Here is a 15,793-nt window from a genome sequence, read left to right as displayed (position 1 = left end):
TGGGGCGGGCAGGCGCCCGGAAAAGGTAGGAAAGCAGGGCGGGTACAGGGGAACGGCAGGGAAAGAAGGCCGCCGGGCGCCGCATCGCGCGACGCGGGGCCCGGCAGCCGGAACAGGGTTCCCCTGGACCGTCACTTCATCGCGTTGTTGCTGCCGCCCGGCAGGCGGACGATCAGGCCGTCCAGCTCTTCGGTCATGATGATCTGGCAGCCCAGGCGCGAGGTCTTGGTCAGGCCGAAGGCGAGGTCCAGCATGTCCTCCTCGTCCTCCTGCGCGTCCGGCAGGACGTCGAACCATTCCGGCTCGATCACGACATGGCAGGTGGAGCAGGCCAGCGAGCCCTCGCAGGCGCCTTCCAGGTCCAGGCTGTTCTTGTGCGCGATCTCCAGCACGGACAGGCCGAGCGGGGCCTCCACCTCGCGGCGGGTGCCATCGGGCTCGATGAAGGTCATCTTGGGCATGGGGTCCTCGTTCCTTTAAGGTTGCCTAGCGATTTAGGGGCGATTTAGGGGGTGATTGTAAGGGAAAAGCGGATCAGGGCCGCGGCGGTGTCAGGGCGGCGCGGCGGTCGCGGACCTCGGCGGCCAGCGCCTCCAGCCGTTCCAGCCGGGCCAGGATGCGGGCGGCGCCGTCGGAGGCCGGCGGGCTGTCGGAGCTGGCGGCCGTCTGCGCCTTACGGAAGGCGGGGGTGAGATACTTGATGCAGGCCTCGACCCGCTGGCTGAGGTCCAGCCCTATGCGGTCCAGTTCCAGCGCATTGTCGGCGCGGGACAGCCGGGTGGCGAGGTCGGCGATCTCTTCGTCCCCATCGCCGTCTTCGTCGCCGACGGCCGGCGTGCCGCCCATCAGGGCCAGCAGCGCATGGGCGCGGCGGATGGGATCGCGCAGCACCTCATAGGCGTCGCGCAGGGCGTTGATCTGGGCCTTGGCATTGGCCTGCTGGCGCGGTCCGCGGGCGGCGAAGCGATCCGGGTCCATGGCGCGGGTGAAGCCGGCATGCTGCTTCGACAACTGCTCCAGATCGATGTCGAAGCGGCGTTCCAGCCCCAACCGGGTGAAGGGGTCGAGCGGCCGCGGCGGCTGGGCTGCACCGCAGGCGTGGCAGAACAGGGCACGCGGCGCCACCGAGCGGCCGCAGGTGCCGCAGGGCTCCAGATCGCCGGCGATGGCGCCGGAAATTCCGCCGCTGCTGTTGCCGGGCGGGCCGGATTTGGAACGGGTCATGCGCACAGTCCGTCAAAACGCCGAAAGGATCGGCCGATAGGATCGATACCCCGACATCAGGCCGCCACTGCAAGCCGACGGGCCTTCCGCGGGGTCATACCCATAAGCCGCAGCCGGCGCAATGCGCGAATGCGGACTTTTCGGGCGGGGGACAGATGGTCGCGCAGGCATGGCGGGCGGCAGGCGGGCGACAGCGGAACTCAGCCATCCGCGGAAGCGCTTCGCCGCGCCATCGCGGTCCAGGCCGTCAGAAAACGGTCGACCGCCTCGTCGTCGCTGGTCCAGCCCAGGCTGACACGGATGGCGCTGGCGGCAGACCGGTCGTCCTCGCCCATCGCCGCCAGCACATGGGACGGCTTTACCTTGCCGCTGGAACAGGCCGATCCGGCGCTCACCGCCACCCCGGCAAGATCGAGCGTCATCACCTGGGTCTCGCCGGGCAGGCCGGGCAGCATCAGGCAACTGGTGTTGGCCACCCGCGCCGCACCGCCCCCCATCACCCGGGCGTGCGGTACGGCGGCCAGCGCCTCGCGTTCCAGCCGGTCGCGCAGGGCCGCGAGGTCGGCGGCCTCCGCCAACCCCTCCCGCGCCAGCCTTGCGGCGGCGCCGAAGCCGACGATGCCCAGCAGGTTCTCGGTGCCCGCCCGCTTGCGCCGTTCCTGCCCGCCGCCGCGGATCAGCGCGTCGGGCTCCAGCCCTTCGGCCAGGATCAGGGCACCGACGCCGGTCGGGCCACCCAGCTTGTGGGCCGACAGCGTCATCAGGTCGACGCCGAGGTCCGGCAGGGACAGCGGCAGCCGCCCGGCGGCCTGCACCGCGTCGCAATGGACCAGCGCGCCATGGGCATGGGCGATCCGGGCGGCCTCGGCCACCGGCTGGATCACCCCGGTCTCGTTGTTGACCAGCATCAGCGAGACCAGCGCCGGACCGTCCGCAGCGGCCAGCCGGCGTTCCAGGTCCTCAAGGTCGGCGACGCCGTCGCGGGTCACGCCGAAGCGCTCCGCATCGGGGCAGGCCGCCAGCACCGACTCATGTTCGATGGCGGAGGTCAGCGGTCGCCGGCCGGGGAAGCCGCGCAGCGCGAAGTTGTTCGCCTCCGTCCCGCTGCCGGTGAACAGCACCTGCGCCGGCTTCACGCCCGCCAGTGCCGCCACGGCGGCGCGCGCCTCCTCCACCGCCCGGCGGGCGCTGCGGCCGAAGGCGTGAACGGAGGACGGGTTGCCGACCAGGTCCATCGCCTGACCCATCGCCGCCTTGACCTCCGGTTTCAGCGGAGCGGTGGCGTTGTGGTCGAGATAGACACCGGTCCGACGGAAGGGGGCGACGAACGGGGCGGTCACTTTTCAGGCACGCTCAACTGCGAAGGCCAATCTCATCCGGCGGCGTCACTCTGCGGCGGCGACGGCGGTGCTGTCGGCGGTCGGGGCCGGGCGCAGCAGGTTCAGGCCGCTGGTGCCGATGATCCGCCGCTCCACCACGTCGGCAACAGTGACCGAGCTGAGATACATATGGATCTGGTTGCCCAGCTCTTCCCACAGATCGTGGGTCAGGCAGCGCGAGCGGTTGGTGCGGCAGCCCTGCGGCGTGCCGTTGGCGCAGCGGGTGGTGCGGATCGGCTCGTCCACCGCCAGGATGATGTCGGAGACGCGGGTGGCGTCGGCCGGATGGGCCAGCAGATAGCCGCCGCCGGGGCCGCGCACGCTCTTGACCAGCCCGCCCTTGCGCAGCTTGGCGAACAGCTGTTCCAGATAGGACAGCGAGATTTCCTGCCGCTCCGCGATGTCCGCCAGCGCGACCGGGCTGCCCTGGCTGGTGGCGGCCAGATCGACCATCGCCATCACGGCATAGCGTCCCTTGGTGCTGAGTCTCATCGCGATTCTCCTTGCGCTTCGTGCATCCCGCCATTGTGGGACGCCACCGTCTCTAGCGGTGTGGGTGTTGATCGGGGGAGGGCGGCGGACGGGCGGTCCGCTTCCAGCTCTCCGACACGGGCCTGCAGCGCCGTCACCTGATCGAGCAGGCCGGTCAGCGCGCGGGCGACCGGGTCGGGGATCTCGCCGCAGGGGGTGCCGTAGGGCATGAATTTCCGGGTTTCCGCGCGGTCGCGCGGAATGACCGGCTTGGCCGGGATGCCGACCACCGCGGTGTCGGCGGGTACGTCCGCCACCACCACCGCGTTGGCGCCGATGCGCGCGCCGCGACCGATGGTGATGGCGCCCAGGATCTTGGCGCCGGCCCCGACGATCACGCCGTCGCCCAGCGTCGGATGGCGCTTGCCTTGGTTGAGCGAGGTGCCGCCCAGCGTCACCCCGTGATAGAGCATCACGTCGTCGCCGATCTCCGCCGTCTCGCCGATCACCACGCCCATGCCGTGGTCGATGAAGAAGCGGCGGCCGATGGTGGCGCCGGGGTGGATCTCGATGCCGGTCAGGGAGCGGGCGATCTGGGAGATCAGCCGGGCGGTGGTGTGCCAGCCGGCGTCACGGGCGCGCCGGGCGATGCGGTGGAGCACGATGGCATGCAAGCCGGGGTAGCAGAGCGCCACCTCCAGCCGGGAGCGGGCGGCGGGGTCCCGCGCCATGATCCCATCGATCTCTTCGCGAAGATGCTTGAACACGCCATCACCCGCCGTGGTATAGTCCGCCGCTCTCATCGGCCGCCCGCGCCCGGCTTCGGCCTGTCGGACCCTCGCGGTTCAGGACCTTTCCGGTTCGGACCCATTCGGGTTCCGGCCGGCAGGGACCCGGACTTATCGATCGGTCCAGCAGGCGCTGGGGCCGATCGGGCGGGTCAGGCGGGTTGTCCCGGAGGACGTTACGACGCATATATGATGACCAAGCAAAACGGTCAAGAATTGTGTGCGGAAAACCCCACTCCAAGACGGGAAAATCCGTGACGGGCCCGAAGGCCCGTGCGCTGGGGCGGCTTTCCGGATGAAAGTCCGGTCGGTCGCCGTGGCGGTCCCAATAACCCTTTGTCCGCGTCAGGAACGTCGTTCCCATGCCTGAAGTGCTCTTCAACGGTCCCGCCGGTCGCCTGGAAGGCCGTTACACCCACGGCAAGCAGCCGAACGCCCCGGTTGCGCTGCTGTTGCACCCGCACCCGCAGCACAATGGGACGATGAACAACAAGGTGGTCTTCACCCTGTTCCAGTCCTTCACCAAGCGCGGCTATTCGGCTCTCCGCTTCAACTTCCGCGGCGTCGGGCGCAGCCAGGGCACCTACGACAAGGGGGAGGGCGAACTGGCCGATGCGGCGGCGGCACTCGACTGGCTGCAGACCTACAACCCCAACGCGCCGCTCTGCTGGATCGGCGGCGTGTCCTTCGGCGCCTGGATCGGCATGCAGTTGCTGATGCGCCGTCCGGAGATCGACGGCTTCGTCTCGGTCTCGCCGCCGGCCAACCTGTTCGACTTCTCCTTCCTGGCGCCGTGCCCGTCCTCGGGCCTGATCATCCATGGCGACAAGGACGAGGTGGTGCCCCAGGCCGCGGTGACCAAGCTGGTGACCAAGCTGTCGCACCAGAAGGACATCCGCATCGACCACCGCGTCGTTCCCGGCGCCAGCCACTTCTTCGTCAACCGCACCGACGATCTGGCGATCCAGGTGGACGACTATCTGGACAAGGCGCTGGGCAATCCCATCGCGGCAGTGGCGGAGTAAGCAAGTCCATCCCCATCCAACCGTCCCCGCGAGAGCGTGGGCGGTTGGATGGGGGCTGGCGCCGTGCCTATTGTTGCTCGCAGCCCAGAACCCACACGTCGTAGATCGGGTTCTCCATCGCCGACAGGGCGGGGCTGGAGGCGAACATCCAGCCGCTGAAGACCGGTTCCGCCTGCTCGCCGGGCTTGATCTCCGTCACTTCCAGAAAAGCGGCCGATTCCGGCGTTTCGATCGGCGGGTTCTCGCGGCAGGCGCGCAGTGTGATGCGCAGGCTGCTCATCGCCTTGGTCTCTCCGACCTTCATGGTGAAGGTGGAGGTGCGGGCCGTCACCTTGTCCAGCCATTGCAGCTTGGCCGCCGGCCGTTCGATCATCTGGCTCGGGACTGGGGCGGCCTGGACGGACGCGGTTGCCAGCAGGGCGGCCGCCAGCGGCAAAATTCGAAGAAGTCTCGTCACGTCGGATCGCTTCCGTAATTGCGGACGGCGCTCCACGGCAGGATCCGGCCAATCAGGGGATCTCTGCCGGGGCGCTCCGCCTTCTATCCCGGAAGCGGGGTCAGCGTCCAGTGGCGGGGGCGCTGGGGTGTGTTGTGCGGATCAGGTGTTTCAGCGCGTGACGGTGCTGCGCGAGGCGGGGGCGCTGTAGGTGGCGCCGGACCCGCTCTGGGTCTCGTTCCGGTCTTCGATCTTCTGGGTCGCCGCACCGGCGCCGGCTCCCGCGGCGGCCCCGACCACGGCACCCACCGGTCCACCGACCACCGCGCCGGCTGCGGCGCCGCCAAGCCCGCCGGTGGCCAATTTCTCTTCCATGTCGGCGCCGCAGGCGGCAGTCGCCAGGGCAAGGCCGAGCACGGCCAATTGGGACAGACGCATCGCATTTCCTCCTGCCTCGTGATCCGGGAGCATTGCCGTCCGGATGGCAGGAGGAACGCTTGAGCGTGTCCGTCGGTTCCGGCCACGCCCAGGGTTGGGGGAATTACAGCTTGGGCGGCTGGGCCGGCGTCTGGCCGGGAGCCTGACCCTGCTGACCGCCGGAAGACTGGCCATTCGCCTGGTCGCCGGACTTGCTCATGCTCTGCAGCGAGAAGATGACCTGACCCAGCAGCTGTTCCAGGCCCGGGGTGCTCTGCGTGAACTCGATCTTGCCGTTCGGCTTGATCATGTCGGGATCGCCGCCCGGCTCCAGCGACAGGAACTTGCCGCCCAGCAGGCTTTCCGATGCGATGACCGCCGCGGTGTCCTTGGGCAGCTTCACCGAATTGTCGACCGACAGATGGACGACCGCCTGATAGCTGGTGGGGTCGAGCGTCAGTCCGGTGACCGTGCCGACCTTCACGCCGCTGATGCGCACATCGGCGCCGCTCTGCAGGCCGGTGATGCTGTTGAAGTTGGCGGTGACGTCATAGCCCTGCACCTTGCGCAGGTCGGCGCTTTTGTAGGCGAAGGCAAGGAACACGGCGGCCACGGCGAGCACGACGCCGCCCAGCACGGTTTCGATCACATTCCGGCGCATAGAGCTATCCTGCTGCGAGTTCCCGAATCGAAACCCGGCCCGAAAGGGGCCGGGCTTTCCGTTCCGACGTGATGGTCAGTCCCGGCAGGGATCAGCTCGGCGTCCAGGGCTCGTAATCGCCGGTGGCCGGCACGCGCTGCCCGCCGGCCAGCACATGGCCGGGCGGACGGTAGGCCTGGACCGAGCCCGACATGTTGGGCAGATGTTCCTTCTGCCACGGCTTGTGGAAGGCGCTCGACCCCTCGGGCAGCGGCTCCTTGGTGGTGTGGTGCAGCCACCCATGCCATTCCGGCGGGATCTTGGAGGCATCGGGCTCACCGGCATACAGGACCCAGCGGCGCTCGCGCGTGCCGGGCTGGGCGTCCTTGTTGCGGTAATAGACGTTGCCGAAGCGGTCGCTGCCGACCTTGGCGCCCCGACGCCACGTGACGTAACGGATGTGGATGTTCGCCAGTTTGGTGAACAGGGAGATCGGCTCGCTCATCGTCGCTCACGAATTCCGGAGTCTGGCCCCGTGGACACGGGGCTGGTCGAATGCGGGCCGCACTATGACACCGCAAGTGCCGCGCGTCCACCGTTGGTGAGGCCCAATTTGCCGGCTTTCGGCTCCTTTGAGAGCGGAAGCGCCCTGGCGGCGGTCGCTCCGCAGGAACGCCCCCTTTTCCTTGACGCGCCCGGCCGATTGCCGTATGCACCCCGCGCATGCGCCGGCACCCCTGGAGGCCGGCGCCCTTTCGTTTTGGAGCATCGTCATGACCAAGATCATTCCGCTCGGCGCTGAGACGCGCGAACGGGCCGGCAAGGGGACCGCCCGCCAGACCCGCCGTGATGGCCGTATTCCGGCCGTCATCTATGGTGGCAAGCAGGCTCCCCTGACCATTTCGCTCGAGAAGTTCGAGTTCACCCGCGTCCTGCATCAGCCGGGCTTCTTCACGCACCTGTTCGAAGTGACCGTCGACGGCACCGCCCACCGCGTCCTGCCGCGCGACGTGCAGTTCCACCCGGTGACTGATTTCCCGCTGCATGTCGACTTCCTGCGCGTGTCCGGCGACACCCGCACCAACGTGCAGGTTCCGGTCGAGTTCGTCGACCAGGACAAGTCGGCCGGCCTGAAGCGCGGCGGTGTGCTGAACATCGTCCGTCACGAGCTGGAGCTGAGCTGCCCGGCCGACAGCATCCCCGAGCACATCACCATCTCGTGCGAAGGCTTCGACGTCGGCGATTCGATCCACATCTCCTCGGTCAAGCTGCCGGAGGGTGTGACCTCGACGATCACCGACCGCGATTTCACCATCGCGACCATCGTTGCGCCGTCGGGCCTGAAGTCGGAAGAGGGCGCCGCTTCCTGATAAGGGGCGTTCGACCTTCGAAGATGGTTACGGTGGGGGGCTTCGGCCCCCCGCTTCGTTTGTGGAGAGTGGTTTCCAAAGGGTGAGGGACATGCTGCTTCTGGTCGGACTGGGCAACCCCGGCAACGAGTATGCCCGCAACCGCCACAACATCGGCTTCATGGCGGTGGAGGCCATCGCCCAACGCCATCGCTTCACCCCGTGGAAGAAGCGTTTCCAGGGCCAGACCGCCGAGGGCACCGTCGCCGGCGACAAGGTTCTGGCGCTTGAGCCCGCCACCTTCATGAACCTGTCCGGCCAGTCGGTGGTGGCGGCCCTGCAGTTCTACAAGCTGAAGCCCGAGAACGTCGTCGTCATCCATGACGAGCTGGACCTGCCCCCCGGCAAGATTCGGGTGAAGAAGGGCGGCGGCCATGGCGGCCACAATGGCCTGCGCTCGATCGACGCGCATATCGGCAAGGAATACTGGCGCATCCGTCTGGGCATCGGCCATCCCGGCAACAAGGATCTGGTCAGCGGCTATGTCCTGCACGACTTCGCCAAGGCCGACCAGAGCTGGATCGACCCGCTGCTGGATGCCGTTTCCGATAACCTGCCGCTGATCGTGGAAGGCCAGCCGGAGCTGTTCATGAACAAGGTGACGGTGGCGACGCAGGCGCGATAAGCCGCGGCCTGCCGGACCTTCCCCCACTTCGCGTTTGCGCTTTGTCCCCCATCGTAGGATAAAGCGCCTCAATTCCAGAATTTCCGACGGCGAGCACCCACCCATGGGCTTCAATTGCGGCATCGTCGGCCTGCCGAACGTCGGCAAGTCGACCCTTTTCAACGCGCTGACCGCCACCCAGGCGGCGGAGGCGGCGAATTTTCCCTTCTGCACCAAGGAGCCGAACGTCGGTCGCGTCGGCGTGCCCGACCCGCGGCAGGACAAGCTGGCGGAAATCGCCAAGTCGCAGAAGGTCGTCCCGACCCAGCTGGAGTTCGTGGACATCGCCGGCCTGATCCGCGGCGCGTCGAAGGGTGAAGGGCTGGGCAACCAGTTCCTCGCCAACATCCGCGAGGTGGACGCCATCGTCCATGTGCTGCGCTGCTTCGAGGACGACGACATCACCCATGTCGAGGGTAACGTCGATCCGCTGCGCGACGCCGAGGTGGTCGAGACCGAGCTGATGCTCGCCGACATGGAAAGCCTGGAACGCCAGCTGACCAGCCTGCAGAAGAAGGCGAAGGGCGGCGACAAGGACAGCAAGATCAAGGCCGACCTGATGGAGCGCGCCCTGAAGGTGTTGCAGGACGGCAAGCCCGCCCGCGTGGTCGAGCTGTCGGACGAAGAAAAGCCGGTATTCAAGCAGTTCATGCTGCTGACCGACAAGCCGGTGCTCTATGTCTGCAACGTCGAAGAGGCATCGGCCGCGACCGGCAACGCCTTCTCCGCCAAGGTCGCGGAAAAGGCCAAGGCCGAGAATGCCGAGGTCGTCGTCATCTCCGCCGCCATCGAGTCCGAGGTCGCCCAGCTCTCCGATCCGGCCGAGAAGGCCGAATTCCTTGAGTCGATGGGGCTGGAGGAAACCGGCCTGAACAAGCTGATCCGCGCCGGCTTCAAGCTGCTGGACCTGATCACCTTCTTCACCGTCGGCCCGAAGGAGACGCGCGCCTGGACCGTGCGCCGCAACGCCAAGGCTCCCGAGGCCGCCGGCGTCATCCACACCGACTTCGAGCGCGGCTTCATCCGTGCCGAGACCATCGACTACACCAGCTTCGTCACGCTGGGTGGCGAGCAGGGGGCGAAGGACGCCGGCAAGATGCGCCAGGAAGGCAAGGAATACGTCGTTCAGGACGGCGACATCTTCCACTTCCGCTTCAACGTCTGAGTGGACGGGCGTCGGGGGAACGGGGGCGCAACCGCTCCCTTCCCACCTTCGCCGTCACCCAACTGTCATATTGTCGTAACAATCGGCGCACCCCACACTTCAGTTAGGGGTGCCGCTTGATCGCATCCCCGACCCGACAGAGGGGGTGCGATGCAGGCGACGCGGGTGCTGCTGGAACTGGCCGGAAATGTCGTGCTGCTCCTGTGGGGGCTGCACATGGTGCAAAGCGGGCTGACCCGCGCGCTTGGCGGCGACTTGCGCCGCATCCTGGGGGCCGGTCTGCGCAACCGCTGGACCGCCTTCCTGTCCGGCATGGGCATCACCATGCTGCTGCAGAGCAGCACCGCCACCGGCCTGATGGCGACCGGCTTTACCGCCACCGGGCTGGTGTCGCTGATGCCGGCGCTGGCGGTGATGCTGGGCGCCAATGTCGGCTCCACCCTGATTGTCCAGATCCTTGCCTTCGACGTCGCCCATGTGGCGCCGGTCCTGCTGCTGGGCGGCTTCATCGCCTTCCGCCGCGGCGCCCGCACGCGCAGCCGCGACCTGGGCCGGGTCGCTATTGGGCTGGGCTTGATGCTGCTGTCGCTGCATTTGTTGCTGGCGACCATCGCGCCGGCGGAGAACGCGCCGATGCTGCGGCGGATGCTGGCGATGCTGACTGCCGATCCGGTGGTGGCGGTGATGCTGGCGGCGCTGCTGTCCTGGGCCGCCCATTCCAGCGTCGCCGCCATCCTGCTGATCGCCTCGCTGGCTGGCGGCGGGGTGATCGGGCCGGAGGCGGCGGTTGCCATGGTCGCCGGCGCCAATCTGGGCAGCGCCGTCAATCCGGTGGTGGAGGGACCCGGCGGCGACGGCCGCAACCCGGCGGCAAGGCGGCTGCCGGTTGGCAACCTCATCAACCGGCTCGTCGGCTGCCTCATCGTCGTGCCGCTGCTGGGGCCGATCACCGCCGGCTTGCAGGCGGTATCGCCGGACGCTACGCGGCTGGCGGCCAATTTCCACCTCGCCTTCAATCTGGCGATGGCCGGGCTGTTCATCGGGCCGCTTCCCTGGTTCGCGCGGGTCCTGACCCGGATGTTCCCGGAACGGGTAGCGGTCGCCGATCCGGCGATGCCGCTCTATCTCGACCGCAGTGCCTTGCGAGTCCCCCATCTCGCCATCGCCAACGCGTCGCGCGAGGCGTTGCGCATGGCCGACACGGTCGACAGCATGCTGCGCGGCGCGCTGGACGTGATCCAGACCGACGACCGCAAGCGGGTGCAGGAGATCCGGCGGATGGACGATGTGCTGGACCGGCTGCACGACGCCATCAAGCGCTATCTTACTCAGATCAGTGTCGAGGATCTGGACGAACGCGACGCCCGCCGGGTGTCGGACGTGCTGACCTTCACCATCAATCTGGAGCATGTCGGCGACATCGTAGACCGCAACCTGATGGAGGCGGCCTCCAAGAAGATCCGGCGCAGGCTGCGCTTTTCCACCGAGGGGGCGGCCGAGATCGCCGGCATGCTGGAACGGCTGAGCGAGACCCAGCGTCTGGCCGCCGCCGTCTTCGTGTCGGGCGATGTCCGGTCCGCCCGCGCGCTGATCCACGAGAAGGAGGTAATCCGCGATCTGGAGACCAGCGCCACCGAGGCGCATTTCGCCCGCCTGCGCGCCGGACGCAAGGAAAGCGTCGAGACCAGCGCCCTCCATCTGGACATTCTGCGCGACCTGCGCCGGATCAACGCCCATCTGGTCGCCGCCGCCTATCCGGTGCTCGATCAATCGGGGGAGCTTCTGCCCAGCCGTCTCAAACAAGGGGCAGCACGGGCGTGACCGTCCGCTCCCGATGGAGGTGCGGCATGGCTTCCGCTTCGACCTTTTCTTGTCACCAGCCCAGCCACGTTAACACTTTCGTAACCATATAAAATTCGTCAAGCTCTTTCGCGACATGGTTAACAAACCGTCCCTGTGGTTGTTATGGCAATGAGGCCCAGCGGGCCGTTGTCGAACCCAGGAATGGTTGTCGAGAGGGAGCGGACGGTGGCGAACACGCACGCGACGTCGAACGGACCCGAAGCGCAGGGGATATCCGACGCCGGATTCGCCGAGCGGGTGCGTGACGCCATCAACCGTCAGGAACTCTCCCTGGTCTTCCAGCCGCAGGCGGACGTCGTCACCAACCGCCTGACCGGGTTCGAGGCTCTGTCGCGTTGGCGCCTGTCCGACGGAACCATGCTGCCGCCCGACGTCTTCGTGCCGATGGCCGAACAGGGGGAAGCGATCCATCTGCTGGGCGAATGGACCCTGCGGACCGCCTGCAGGGTGGCCGCCGGCTGGCTGCGTGCCGGCTATCCAGACATTCCGGTGTCGGTGAACCTGTCGGCGCGGCAGCTTGACGATCCGGGGCTGGTGCTGAAGGTGCTGGCGATCCTGGCGGAGACCGGCCTGCCGGCCGCCAACCTGAAGCTGGAACTGACCGAAACCAGCATGTTCAGCCAAGGCGCCGATGCCCGCGAGGCCTTGCTGCAGCTGCGCGGCGCCGGAATCCGGCTGGTGCTGGACGATTTCGGCACCGGCTGGTCGTCGCTGGCCACCCTGCGACGGGTGCCGGTGGAAGCGCTGAAGATCGACAAGCAGTTCGTCCAGGCGATGGTGGAGGACCGTGACGCCGCCGCCATCGTCCAGGCGGTGGTTGCCCTGGCCCACGCGCTGGATTTGGGCGTGGTGGCGGAAGGGGTGGAGACGCCGGAACAGCGGCTCTACCTGCAGGCCTATCGCTGCGACGTTCTGCAGGGTTATTGGCTGTCGCGCCCGCTGAGCGCCGACGGGGTGAGCGAGTTCCTGGCCGAGCGGAGCGTCATCGGCACCCTGCGGCCTATGGGGTCGGGGGCCGCCGCTGGGCCGCAGACATCAGGATGACCCGCCGGGTCTCGTCCCATTCCGTCAGTTCGCCCGCCTCCTCGGCGGTGGCCCAGCAGGCCTCCAGCGCATCGTCGGCGCAGACCGGATCGCCCTCGACACTCTCCGCCGCCACCTCCACCAGAGTGTAGTGATAGTGGACGCGGCCCTCGGCACCGGGAGTGATGGCGTCGACCACGGTGACGATCCCGGTCGGCACCACCTCCAACCCGGTCTCCTCGCGTACCTCGCGCACGGCGGTCTCGAACACTGTTTCGCCGACCGACTGCGCCCCGCCGGGCAGGCTCCACTGGCCCATCCGCGGCGCCTTGCCCCGCCGGATCAGCAGAACCTTGTCGCCGCGCCAGACGACGGCCCCGACACCGACCCAGGGACGGTCGGGATATTCGCGGCTGGAACGGTCGGGCGGGGTGGCGGGCATGAATGGCTCCCTATCGATGGCTTGACCCGAGGGTAGCGCGGTCCGACACTGGGATGCCAGACGCGAAGACGTATCGCCGCGTCCCGTCGGCGCAACCCACCCGACCTTGTGGCTGCCCCATGAAGCTCAACGAGATCCGCACTTTCATCGCCGTGGCCGATGCGCAGTCGGTGCAGGAGGCCGGCAACCGGCTGGGGCTGACGCAGTCGGCCGTGTCGCGGCTGATCCAGCGGCTGGAGGCGGAACTGGGCGTCGTGCTGTTCGACCGGCAGACCAAGCCGCTGGCCCTGACCCGCGACGGCGAACTGGCGCTGGCCCATGCCCGGCGCATCCTGGCGGCGACCAGCGACTTCGCCGACGCCTTCGCCGGATCGGCCGAGCCGCGCGGGCTGCTGCGGCTGGGGACGGCGCATGTGCTGACCGCGCTGGCCGCCGGCCGGCCTCTGGACGAGTTGCGCGCCGGCTTCCCCGGCCTGACCCTGCGGCTGCATGCGGACTGGAGCAACCCGCTGATCGAGCAGGTTCGCGCCGGCAGCCTGGATGGTGCGCTGATCCTGATGTGCGACGATCAGGCGCCGCCCGACGATTTGCCGGTCCGCCGGATCGGGACTGAACCGGTCAGCATCATCGCCTCTCCCGGCGACGGATCCGCCGATCTGGCGGCCATGAACCGGCGCGGCTGGGTGTTGCAGCCGAACGGCTGCCGGTATCGGGAGGCGCTTCATCAGGCGCTGGCGCCGCTCGGCCTGCAGCCGAACGTGACGGTGGAGGCCTATGACCAGAGCCTGCTGGTGTCGCTGGTGGCGCGCGGCGTCGGCTTCGGTCTGGCGCCGATGGGGTTGATCGCGCCGATTCCCGGTGCGGTCGCCGTCCGGCCACTCGAATTGCCCGATTTCCGGATGGCGGTGACGATCTGGCTGATCCAGTCGCGGACGACCGGTCGCATCGCCCCGGTGTTCGACAGGCTGGAGCAGTCGCTGCGGCATGAATTGTCGGCCTCGCATCGGCCCGATCGCCGGACCGCGCAGCCTTCCGTCCTGCATTCCGCCGCGGAATGACCCGGTTGCCGATTATGAATTTGCCGAACTGTTGGTGCCCGCCTATCGTCGGGGCATAGCAGTTCCACAACACCGGCGCTCAATGCCGGCCCCTTCCGGGAGGACGCCTTGACCACCGCCACCCCTGCACCGGCGCCCTCCTGGAGGACGCCCGCACTCGTCGTCGTTTGCGGTTGCCTGATCTCGATGCTGGCCTTCGGACCGCGGTCCAGCATGGGGCTGTTCATCGGCCCGCTTTCGGAAACCCGCGGCTGGGGCCGCGACGTCTTCGCACTGGCGATGGCGATCCAGAACATCCTGTGGGGCGCCGGCGGCCCCTTCGCCGGGGCGCTGACCGACCGCTACGGCCCGGCTCCGGTGCTGGCCGGCGGCGGCATTCTCTATGCGGCCGGTTTGGCGCTGATGCCCTACGCCACCACCAGCGTGGAGTTGTACCTGACCGCAGGCGTGCTGATCGGACTCGGCCTGTCCGGTGCGTCCTTCGGCATCATCATCGCCGGCTTCACCCGGCTGTTGCCGCCGGAACAGCGCAGTTGGTCGGTCGGCATCGCCACCGCCGCCGGATCGATGGGCCAGTTCCTGTTCGCACCGATGGGGCAGGCCTTCATCGCCGGCTTCGGCTGGCAGACCGCCCTGCTGCTGCTGGCGGCCTCGATGATCGCGGTGCCGCTGCTGGCCGGCGTCTTCCCCGGCCCGAAAGGCACAGCGGCCGGTGGCGGCCATGCGGTGACCGGCGCCAATGTCGGATTCGTCACCGCCGTGCGCCAAGCCTTCCAGCATCGCAGCTATGTGCTGCTGGTCGCCGGCTTCTTTGTCTGCGGTTTCCAGCTGGCCTTCATCACCACCCATCTGCCGCCCTACCTGACCGAGGCCGGCATCAGCCCGTCGCTGGCCGCCTGGGCGCTGGCGCTGATCGGCCTGTTCAACGTCATCGGCTCCTACGCGTCCGGCGTCCTCGCGGGCAAGGTCAGCAAGCGCTACCTGCTGTGCGGCAATTATTTCTCGCGCGGCATCGCCACGGCGATCTTCATCCTGCTGCCGATCTCGCCGGTCACCGTCATCGCCTATGCCGCGGTGATGGGCCTGCTGTGGCTGTCCACCGTGCCGCCGACCTCCGGCCTCGTCGCGCTGATGTTCGGCACCCGCTACATGGGCACGCTCTACGGCTTCGCCTTCTTCAGCCATCAGGTCGGCGGTTTCCTGGGCGTCTGGCTGGGCGGCGTGCTGTACGAACGCACGGGATCCTACGACGTCGTCTGGTGGCTGGGCGTGGCGCTGGCCATGTTCGCGACCATCGTCCACTGGCCGATCGCCGAGAAGCCGGCTCCGTCGCTGGCGGCGGCCGAGGCGAAGGCGTAAGGTAGGCCACCATGAACGACAGCCCCGTCCAATCCCCTTCCGGACTTCCCATCGGCCACGGACTTGCCGCGGCGCTGCTGGGCGGCATCCTGCTGGTCTGGGCCGGGCTGATAGGGCTGTCTCTGCAGCGCGCCGCGCTGCCGGATTCGACCGACGGGATGATGCTGGCGGTCTTCTCCCTCGGCACCAGCGATGCCGAGGCGATGACGGCGATGGTGCGGGCGGGTGGCGAGCCGGTCCGCTCCACCTGGCTCGGGTTCGCCTGGGTCGCCCGCGGGGTGGAGCCCGGTTTCGTCGGCCGGCTGAAGGCGGAAGGCGCGCTGGCTGCCTTCGGCGAGCTTCCGGTCGGCCCGACCCTGGGCGGCTGCACCGCCACCCCGGTCGACACCGCCAAGATCGCCGCCACCAGGCTGCAATAGGCCCGGCTGCA

19 protein-coding genes are annotated in these 15,793 nt (G+C 68.2%); 9 read left to right on the top strand and 10 right to left on the bottom strand.

What is annotated here, in order from left to right; all coding sequences use genetic code 11:
- Positions 1 to 131: 131 nt before the first annotated feature.
- The 5 genes from M5E06_RS08125 to epsC form a co-directional block, all read right to left on the bottom strand.
- Positions 132 to 461, bottom strand: coding sequence for a ferredoxin family 2Fe-2S iron-sulfur cluster binding protein (locus tag M5E06_RS08125; RefSeq protein ID WP_252137793.1), 330 nt, complete (start codon positions 459 to 461; stop codon positions 132 to 134).
- A gap of 73 nt (positions 462 to 534) precedes the next feature.
- A complete protein-coding gene (locus M5E06_RS08120) occupies positions 535 to 1,224 on the bottom strand; it encodes a molecular chaperone DnaJ (protein ID WP_252137792.1) in 690 nt (229 codons plus the stop codon).
- Positions 1,225 to 1,424: 200 nt separating this feature from the next.
- Positions 1,425 to 2,564: a cysteine desulfurase family protein gene (locus M5E06_RS08115; RefSeq protein WP_252137791.1), complete on the bottom strand. Its 1,140-nt coding sequence runs from the start codon at positions 2,562 to 2,564 to the stop codon at positions 1,425 to 1,427.
- Between the two features lie 45 nt (positions 2,565 to 2,609).
- The gene (locus M5E06_RS08110; RefSeq protein WP_252137790.1) at positions 2,610 to 3,095 is read right to left on the bottom strand and encodes an Rrf2 family transcriptional regulator; all 486 of its coding nucleotides are present in this window, start codon (positions 3,093 to 3,095) and stop codon (positions 2,610 to 2,612) included.
- Positions 3,092 to 3,877: a serine O-acetyltransferase EpsC gene (gene epsC / locus M5E06_RS08105; protein ID WP_252137789.1), complete on the bottom strand. Its 786-nt coding sequence runs from the start codon at positions 3,875 to 3,877 to the stop codon at positions 3,092 to 3,094. The genes M5E06_RS08110 and epsC overlap by 4 nt, the downstream gene beginning before the upstream one ends.
- Positions 3,878 to 4,224: 347 nt before the next feature.
- Here epsC and M5E06_RS08100 point away from each other — a divergent pair, with 347 nt between their 5' ends.
- Positions 4,225 to 4,887 carry an alpha/beta hydrolase gene (locus M5E06_RS08100; RefSeq protein ID WP_109073919.1) on the top strand — a complete coding sequence of 221 codons (663 nt, stop codon included), beginning with the start codon at positions 4,225 to 4,227 and terminating at the stop codon, positions 4,885 to 4,887.
- A 67-nt stretch (positions 4,888 to 4,954) separates the two neighbouring features.
- On the opposite strand, the gene M5E06_RS08095 is transcribed toward M5E06_RS08100, so the two are convergent.
- The 4 genes from M5E06_RS08095 to M5E06_RS08080 all read right to left on the bottom strand — a co-directional run bounded on the left by M5E06_RS08095 (position 4,955) and on the right by M5E06_RS08080 (position 6,885).
- Complete coding sequence (locus M5E06_RS08095) at positions 4,955 to 5,344, bottom strand: DUF2155 domain-containing protein (RefSeq protein WP_252137788.1); 390 nt, start codon at positions 5,342 to 5,344, stop codon at positions 4,955 to 4,957.
- Between the two features lie 150 nt (positions 5,345 to 5,494).
- A complete protein-coding gene (locus tag M5E06_RS08090) occupies positions 5,495 to 5,761 on the bottom strand; it encodes a hypothetical protein (protein WP_252137787.1) in 267 nt (88 codons plus the stop codon).
- 103 nt (positions 5,762 to 5,864) lie between these two features.
- On the bottom strand, positions 5,865 to 6,401 hold the full coding sequence (gene mlaD / locus M5E06_RS08085; protein ID WP_109154180.1) for an outer membrane lipid asymmetry maintenance protein MlaD: 537 nt from the start codon (positions 6,399 to 6,401) through the stop codon (positions 5,865 to 5,867).
- A 91-nt stretch (positions 6,402 to 6,492) separates the two neighbouring features.
- On the bottom strand, positions 6,493 to 6,885 hold the full coding sequence (locus M5E06_RS08080; RefSeq protein ID WP_109073915.1) for an NADH:ubiquinone oxidoreductase subunit NDUFA12: 393 nt from the start codon (positions 6,883 to 6,885) through the stop codon (positions 6,493 to 6,495).
- Between the two features lie 268 nt (positions 6,886 to 7,153).
- Here M5E06_RS08080 and M5E06_RS08075 point away from each other — a divergent pair, with 268 nt between their 5' ends.
- The 5 genes from M5E06_RS08075 to M5E06_RS08055 all read left to right on the top strand — a co-directional run bounded on the left by M5E06_RS08075 (position 7,154) and on the right by M5E06_RS08055 (position 12,525).
- The gene (locus tag M5E06_RS08075; RefSeq protein ID WP_109073914.1) at positions 7,154 to 7,750 is read left to right on the top strand and encodes a 50S ribosomal protein L25/general stress protein Ctc; all 597 of its coding nucleotides are present in this window, start codon (positions 7,154 to 7,156) and stop codon (positions 7,748 to 7,750) included.
- Between the two features lie 91 nt (positions 7,751 to 7,841).
- Positions 7,842 to 8,414 (top strand): aminoacyl-tRNA hydrolase, encoded by a 573-nt coding sequence (gene pth, locus M5E06_RS08070; RefSeq protein WP_252137786.1) that lies wholly within the window; start codon positions 7,842 to 7,844, stop codon positions 8,412 to 8,414.
- A 103-nt stretch (positions 8,415 to 8,517) separates the two neighbouring features.
- Positions 8,518 to 9,618: a redox-regulated ATPase YchF gene (ychF, locus tag M5E06_RS08065; protein ID WP_109073912.1), complete on the top strand. Its 1,101-nt coding sequence runs from the start codon at positions 8,518 to 8,520 to the stop codon at positions 9,616 to 9,618.
- A 150-nt stretch (positions 9,619 to 9,768) separates the two neighbouring features.
- Complete coding sequence (locus tag M5E06_RS08060; protein ID WP_252137785.1) at positions 9,769 to 11,439, top strand: Na/Pi cotransporter family protein; 1,671 nt, start codon at positions 9,769 to 9,771, stop codon at positions 11,437 to 11,439.
- A 207-nt stretch (positions 11,440 to 11,646) separates the two neighbouring features.
- Complete coding sequence (locus tag M5E06_RS08055) at positions 11,647 to 12,525, top strand: EAL domain-containing protein (RefSeq protein ID WP_252137784.1); 879 nt, start codon at positions 11,647 to 11,649, stop codon at positions 12,523 to 12,525.
- On the opposite strand, the gene M5E06_RS08050 is transcribed toward M5E06_RS08055, so the two are convergent.
- On the bottom strand, positions 12,482 to 12,946 hold the full coding sequence (locus M5E06_RS08050; RefSeq protein WP_252137783.1) for an NUDIX hydrolase: 465 nt from the start codon (positions 12,944 to 12,946) through the stop codon (positions 12,482 to 12,484). The two genes, M5E06_RS08055 and M5E06_RS08050, sit on opposite strands and share 44 nt — an antisense overlap.
- Before the next feature lie 119 nt (positions 12,947 to 13,065).
- On the opposite strand from M5E06_RS08050, the gene M5E06_RS08045 reads away from it, so the two are divergent.
- The 3 genes from M5E06_RS08045 to M5E06_RS08035 all read left to right on the top strand — a co-directional run bounded on the left by M5E06_RS08045 (position 13,066) and on the right by M5E06_RS08035 (position 15,782).
- The gene (locus M5E06_RS08045) at positions 13,066 to 14,004 is read left to right on the top strand and encodes a LysR family transcriptional regulator (protein WP_252137782.1); all 939 of its coding nucleotides are present in this window, start codon (positions 13,066 to 13,068) and stop codon (positions 14,002 to 14,004) included.
- Positions 14,005 to 14,112: 108 nt separating this feature from the next.
- The gene (locus tag M5E06_RS08040) at positions 14,113 to 15,363 is read left to right on the top strand and encodes an MFS transporter (protein ID WP_252137781.1); all 1,251 of its coding nucleotides are present in this window, start codon (positions 14,113 to 14,115) and stop codon (positions 15,361 to 15,363) included.
- 11 nt (positions 15,364 to 15,374) lie between these two features.
- Positions 15,375 to 15,782, top strand: a complete 408-nt coding sequence (locus M5E06_RS08035) for a hypothetical protein (RefSeq protein WP_252137780.1) — start codon at positions 15,375 to 15,377, stop codon at positions 15,780 to 15,782.
- Positions 15,783 to 15,793 lie beyond the last annotated feature (11 nt).

The organism is Azospirillum sp. A1-3 (assembly GCF_023806445.1).
Taxonomy (GTDB): Bacteria; Pseudomonadota; Alphaproteobacteria; order Azospirillales; family Azospirillaceae; genus Azospirillum.
This window is presented reverse-complemented; position numbering and strand designations above follow the sequence as displayed.

What these genes read in the sequence shown, in the direction of transcription:
- M5E06_RS08125 (WP_252137793.1), bottom strand. Translation starts at nt 461, where the DNA reads ATGCCCAAGATGACCTTCATCGAGCCCGATGGCACCCGCCGCGAGGTG.
- M5E06_RS08120 (WP_252137792.1), bottom strand. Translation starts at nt 1,224, where the DNA reads ATGACCCGTTCCAAATCCGGCCCGCCCGGCAACAGCAGCGGCGGAATT.
- M5E06_RS08110 (WP_252137790.1), bottom strand. Translation starts at nt 3,095, where the DNA reads ATGAGACTCAGCACCAAGGGACGCTATGCCGTGATGGCGATGGTCGAT.
- epsC (WP_252137789.1), bottom strand. Translation starts at nt 3,877, where the DNA reads ATGAGAGCGGCGGACTATACCACGGCGGGTGATGGCGTGTTCAAGCAT.
- M5E06_RS08100 (WP_109073919.1), top strand. Translation starts at nt 4,225, where the DNA reads ATGCCTGAAGTGCTCTTCAACGGTCCCGCCGGTCGCCTGGAAGGCCGT.
- M5E06_RS08090 (WP_252137787.1), bottom strand. Translation starts at nt 5,761, where the DNA reads ATGCGTCTGTCCCAATTGGCCGTGCTCGGCCTTGCCCTGGCGACTGCC.
- mlaD (WP_109154180.1), bottom strand. Translation starts at nt 6,401, where the DNA reads ATGCGCCGGAATGTGATCGAAACCGTGCTGGGCGGCGTCGTGCTCGCC.
- M5E06_RS08080 (WP_109073915.1), bottom strand. Translation starts at nt 6,885, where the DNA reads ATGAGCGAGCCGATCTCCCTGTTCACCAAACTGGCGAACATCCACATC.
- M5E06_RS08075 (WP_109073914.1), top strand. Translation starts at nt 7,154, where the DNA reads ATGACCAAGATCATTCCGCTCGGCGCTGAGACGCGCGAACGGGCCGGC.
- pth (WP_252137786.1), top strand. Translation starts at nt 7,842, where the DNA reads ATGCTGCTTCTGGTCGGACTGGGCAACCCCGGCAACGAGTATGCCCGC.
- ychF (WP_109073912.1), top strand. Translation starts at nt 8,518, where the DNA reads ATGGGCTTCAATTGCGGCATCGTCGGCCTGCCGAACGTCGGCAAGTCG.
- M5E06_RS08060 (WP_252137785.1), top strand. Translation starts at nt 9,769, where the DNA reads ATGCAGGCGACGCGGGTGCTGCTGGAACTGGCCGGAAATGTCGTGCTG.
- M5E06_RS08050 (WP_252137783.1), bottom strand. Translation starts at nt 12,946, where the DNA reads ATGCCCGCCACCCCGCCCGACCGTTCCAGCCGCGAATATCCCGACCGT.
- M5E06_RS08045 (WP_252137782.1), top strand. Translation starts at nt 13,066, where the DNA reads ATGAAGCTCAACGAGATCCGCACTTTCATCGCCGTGGCCGATGCGCAG.
- M5E06_RS08035 (WP_252137780.1), top strand. Translation starts at nt 15,375, where the DNA reads ATGAACGACAGCCCCGTCCAATCCCCTTCCGGACTTCCCATCGGCCAC.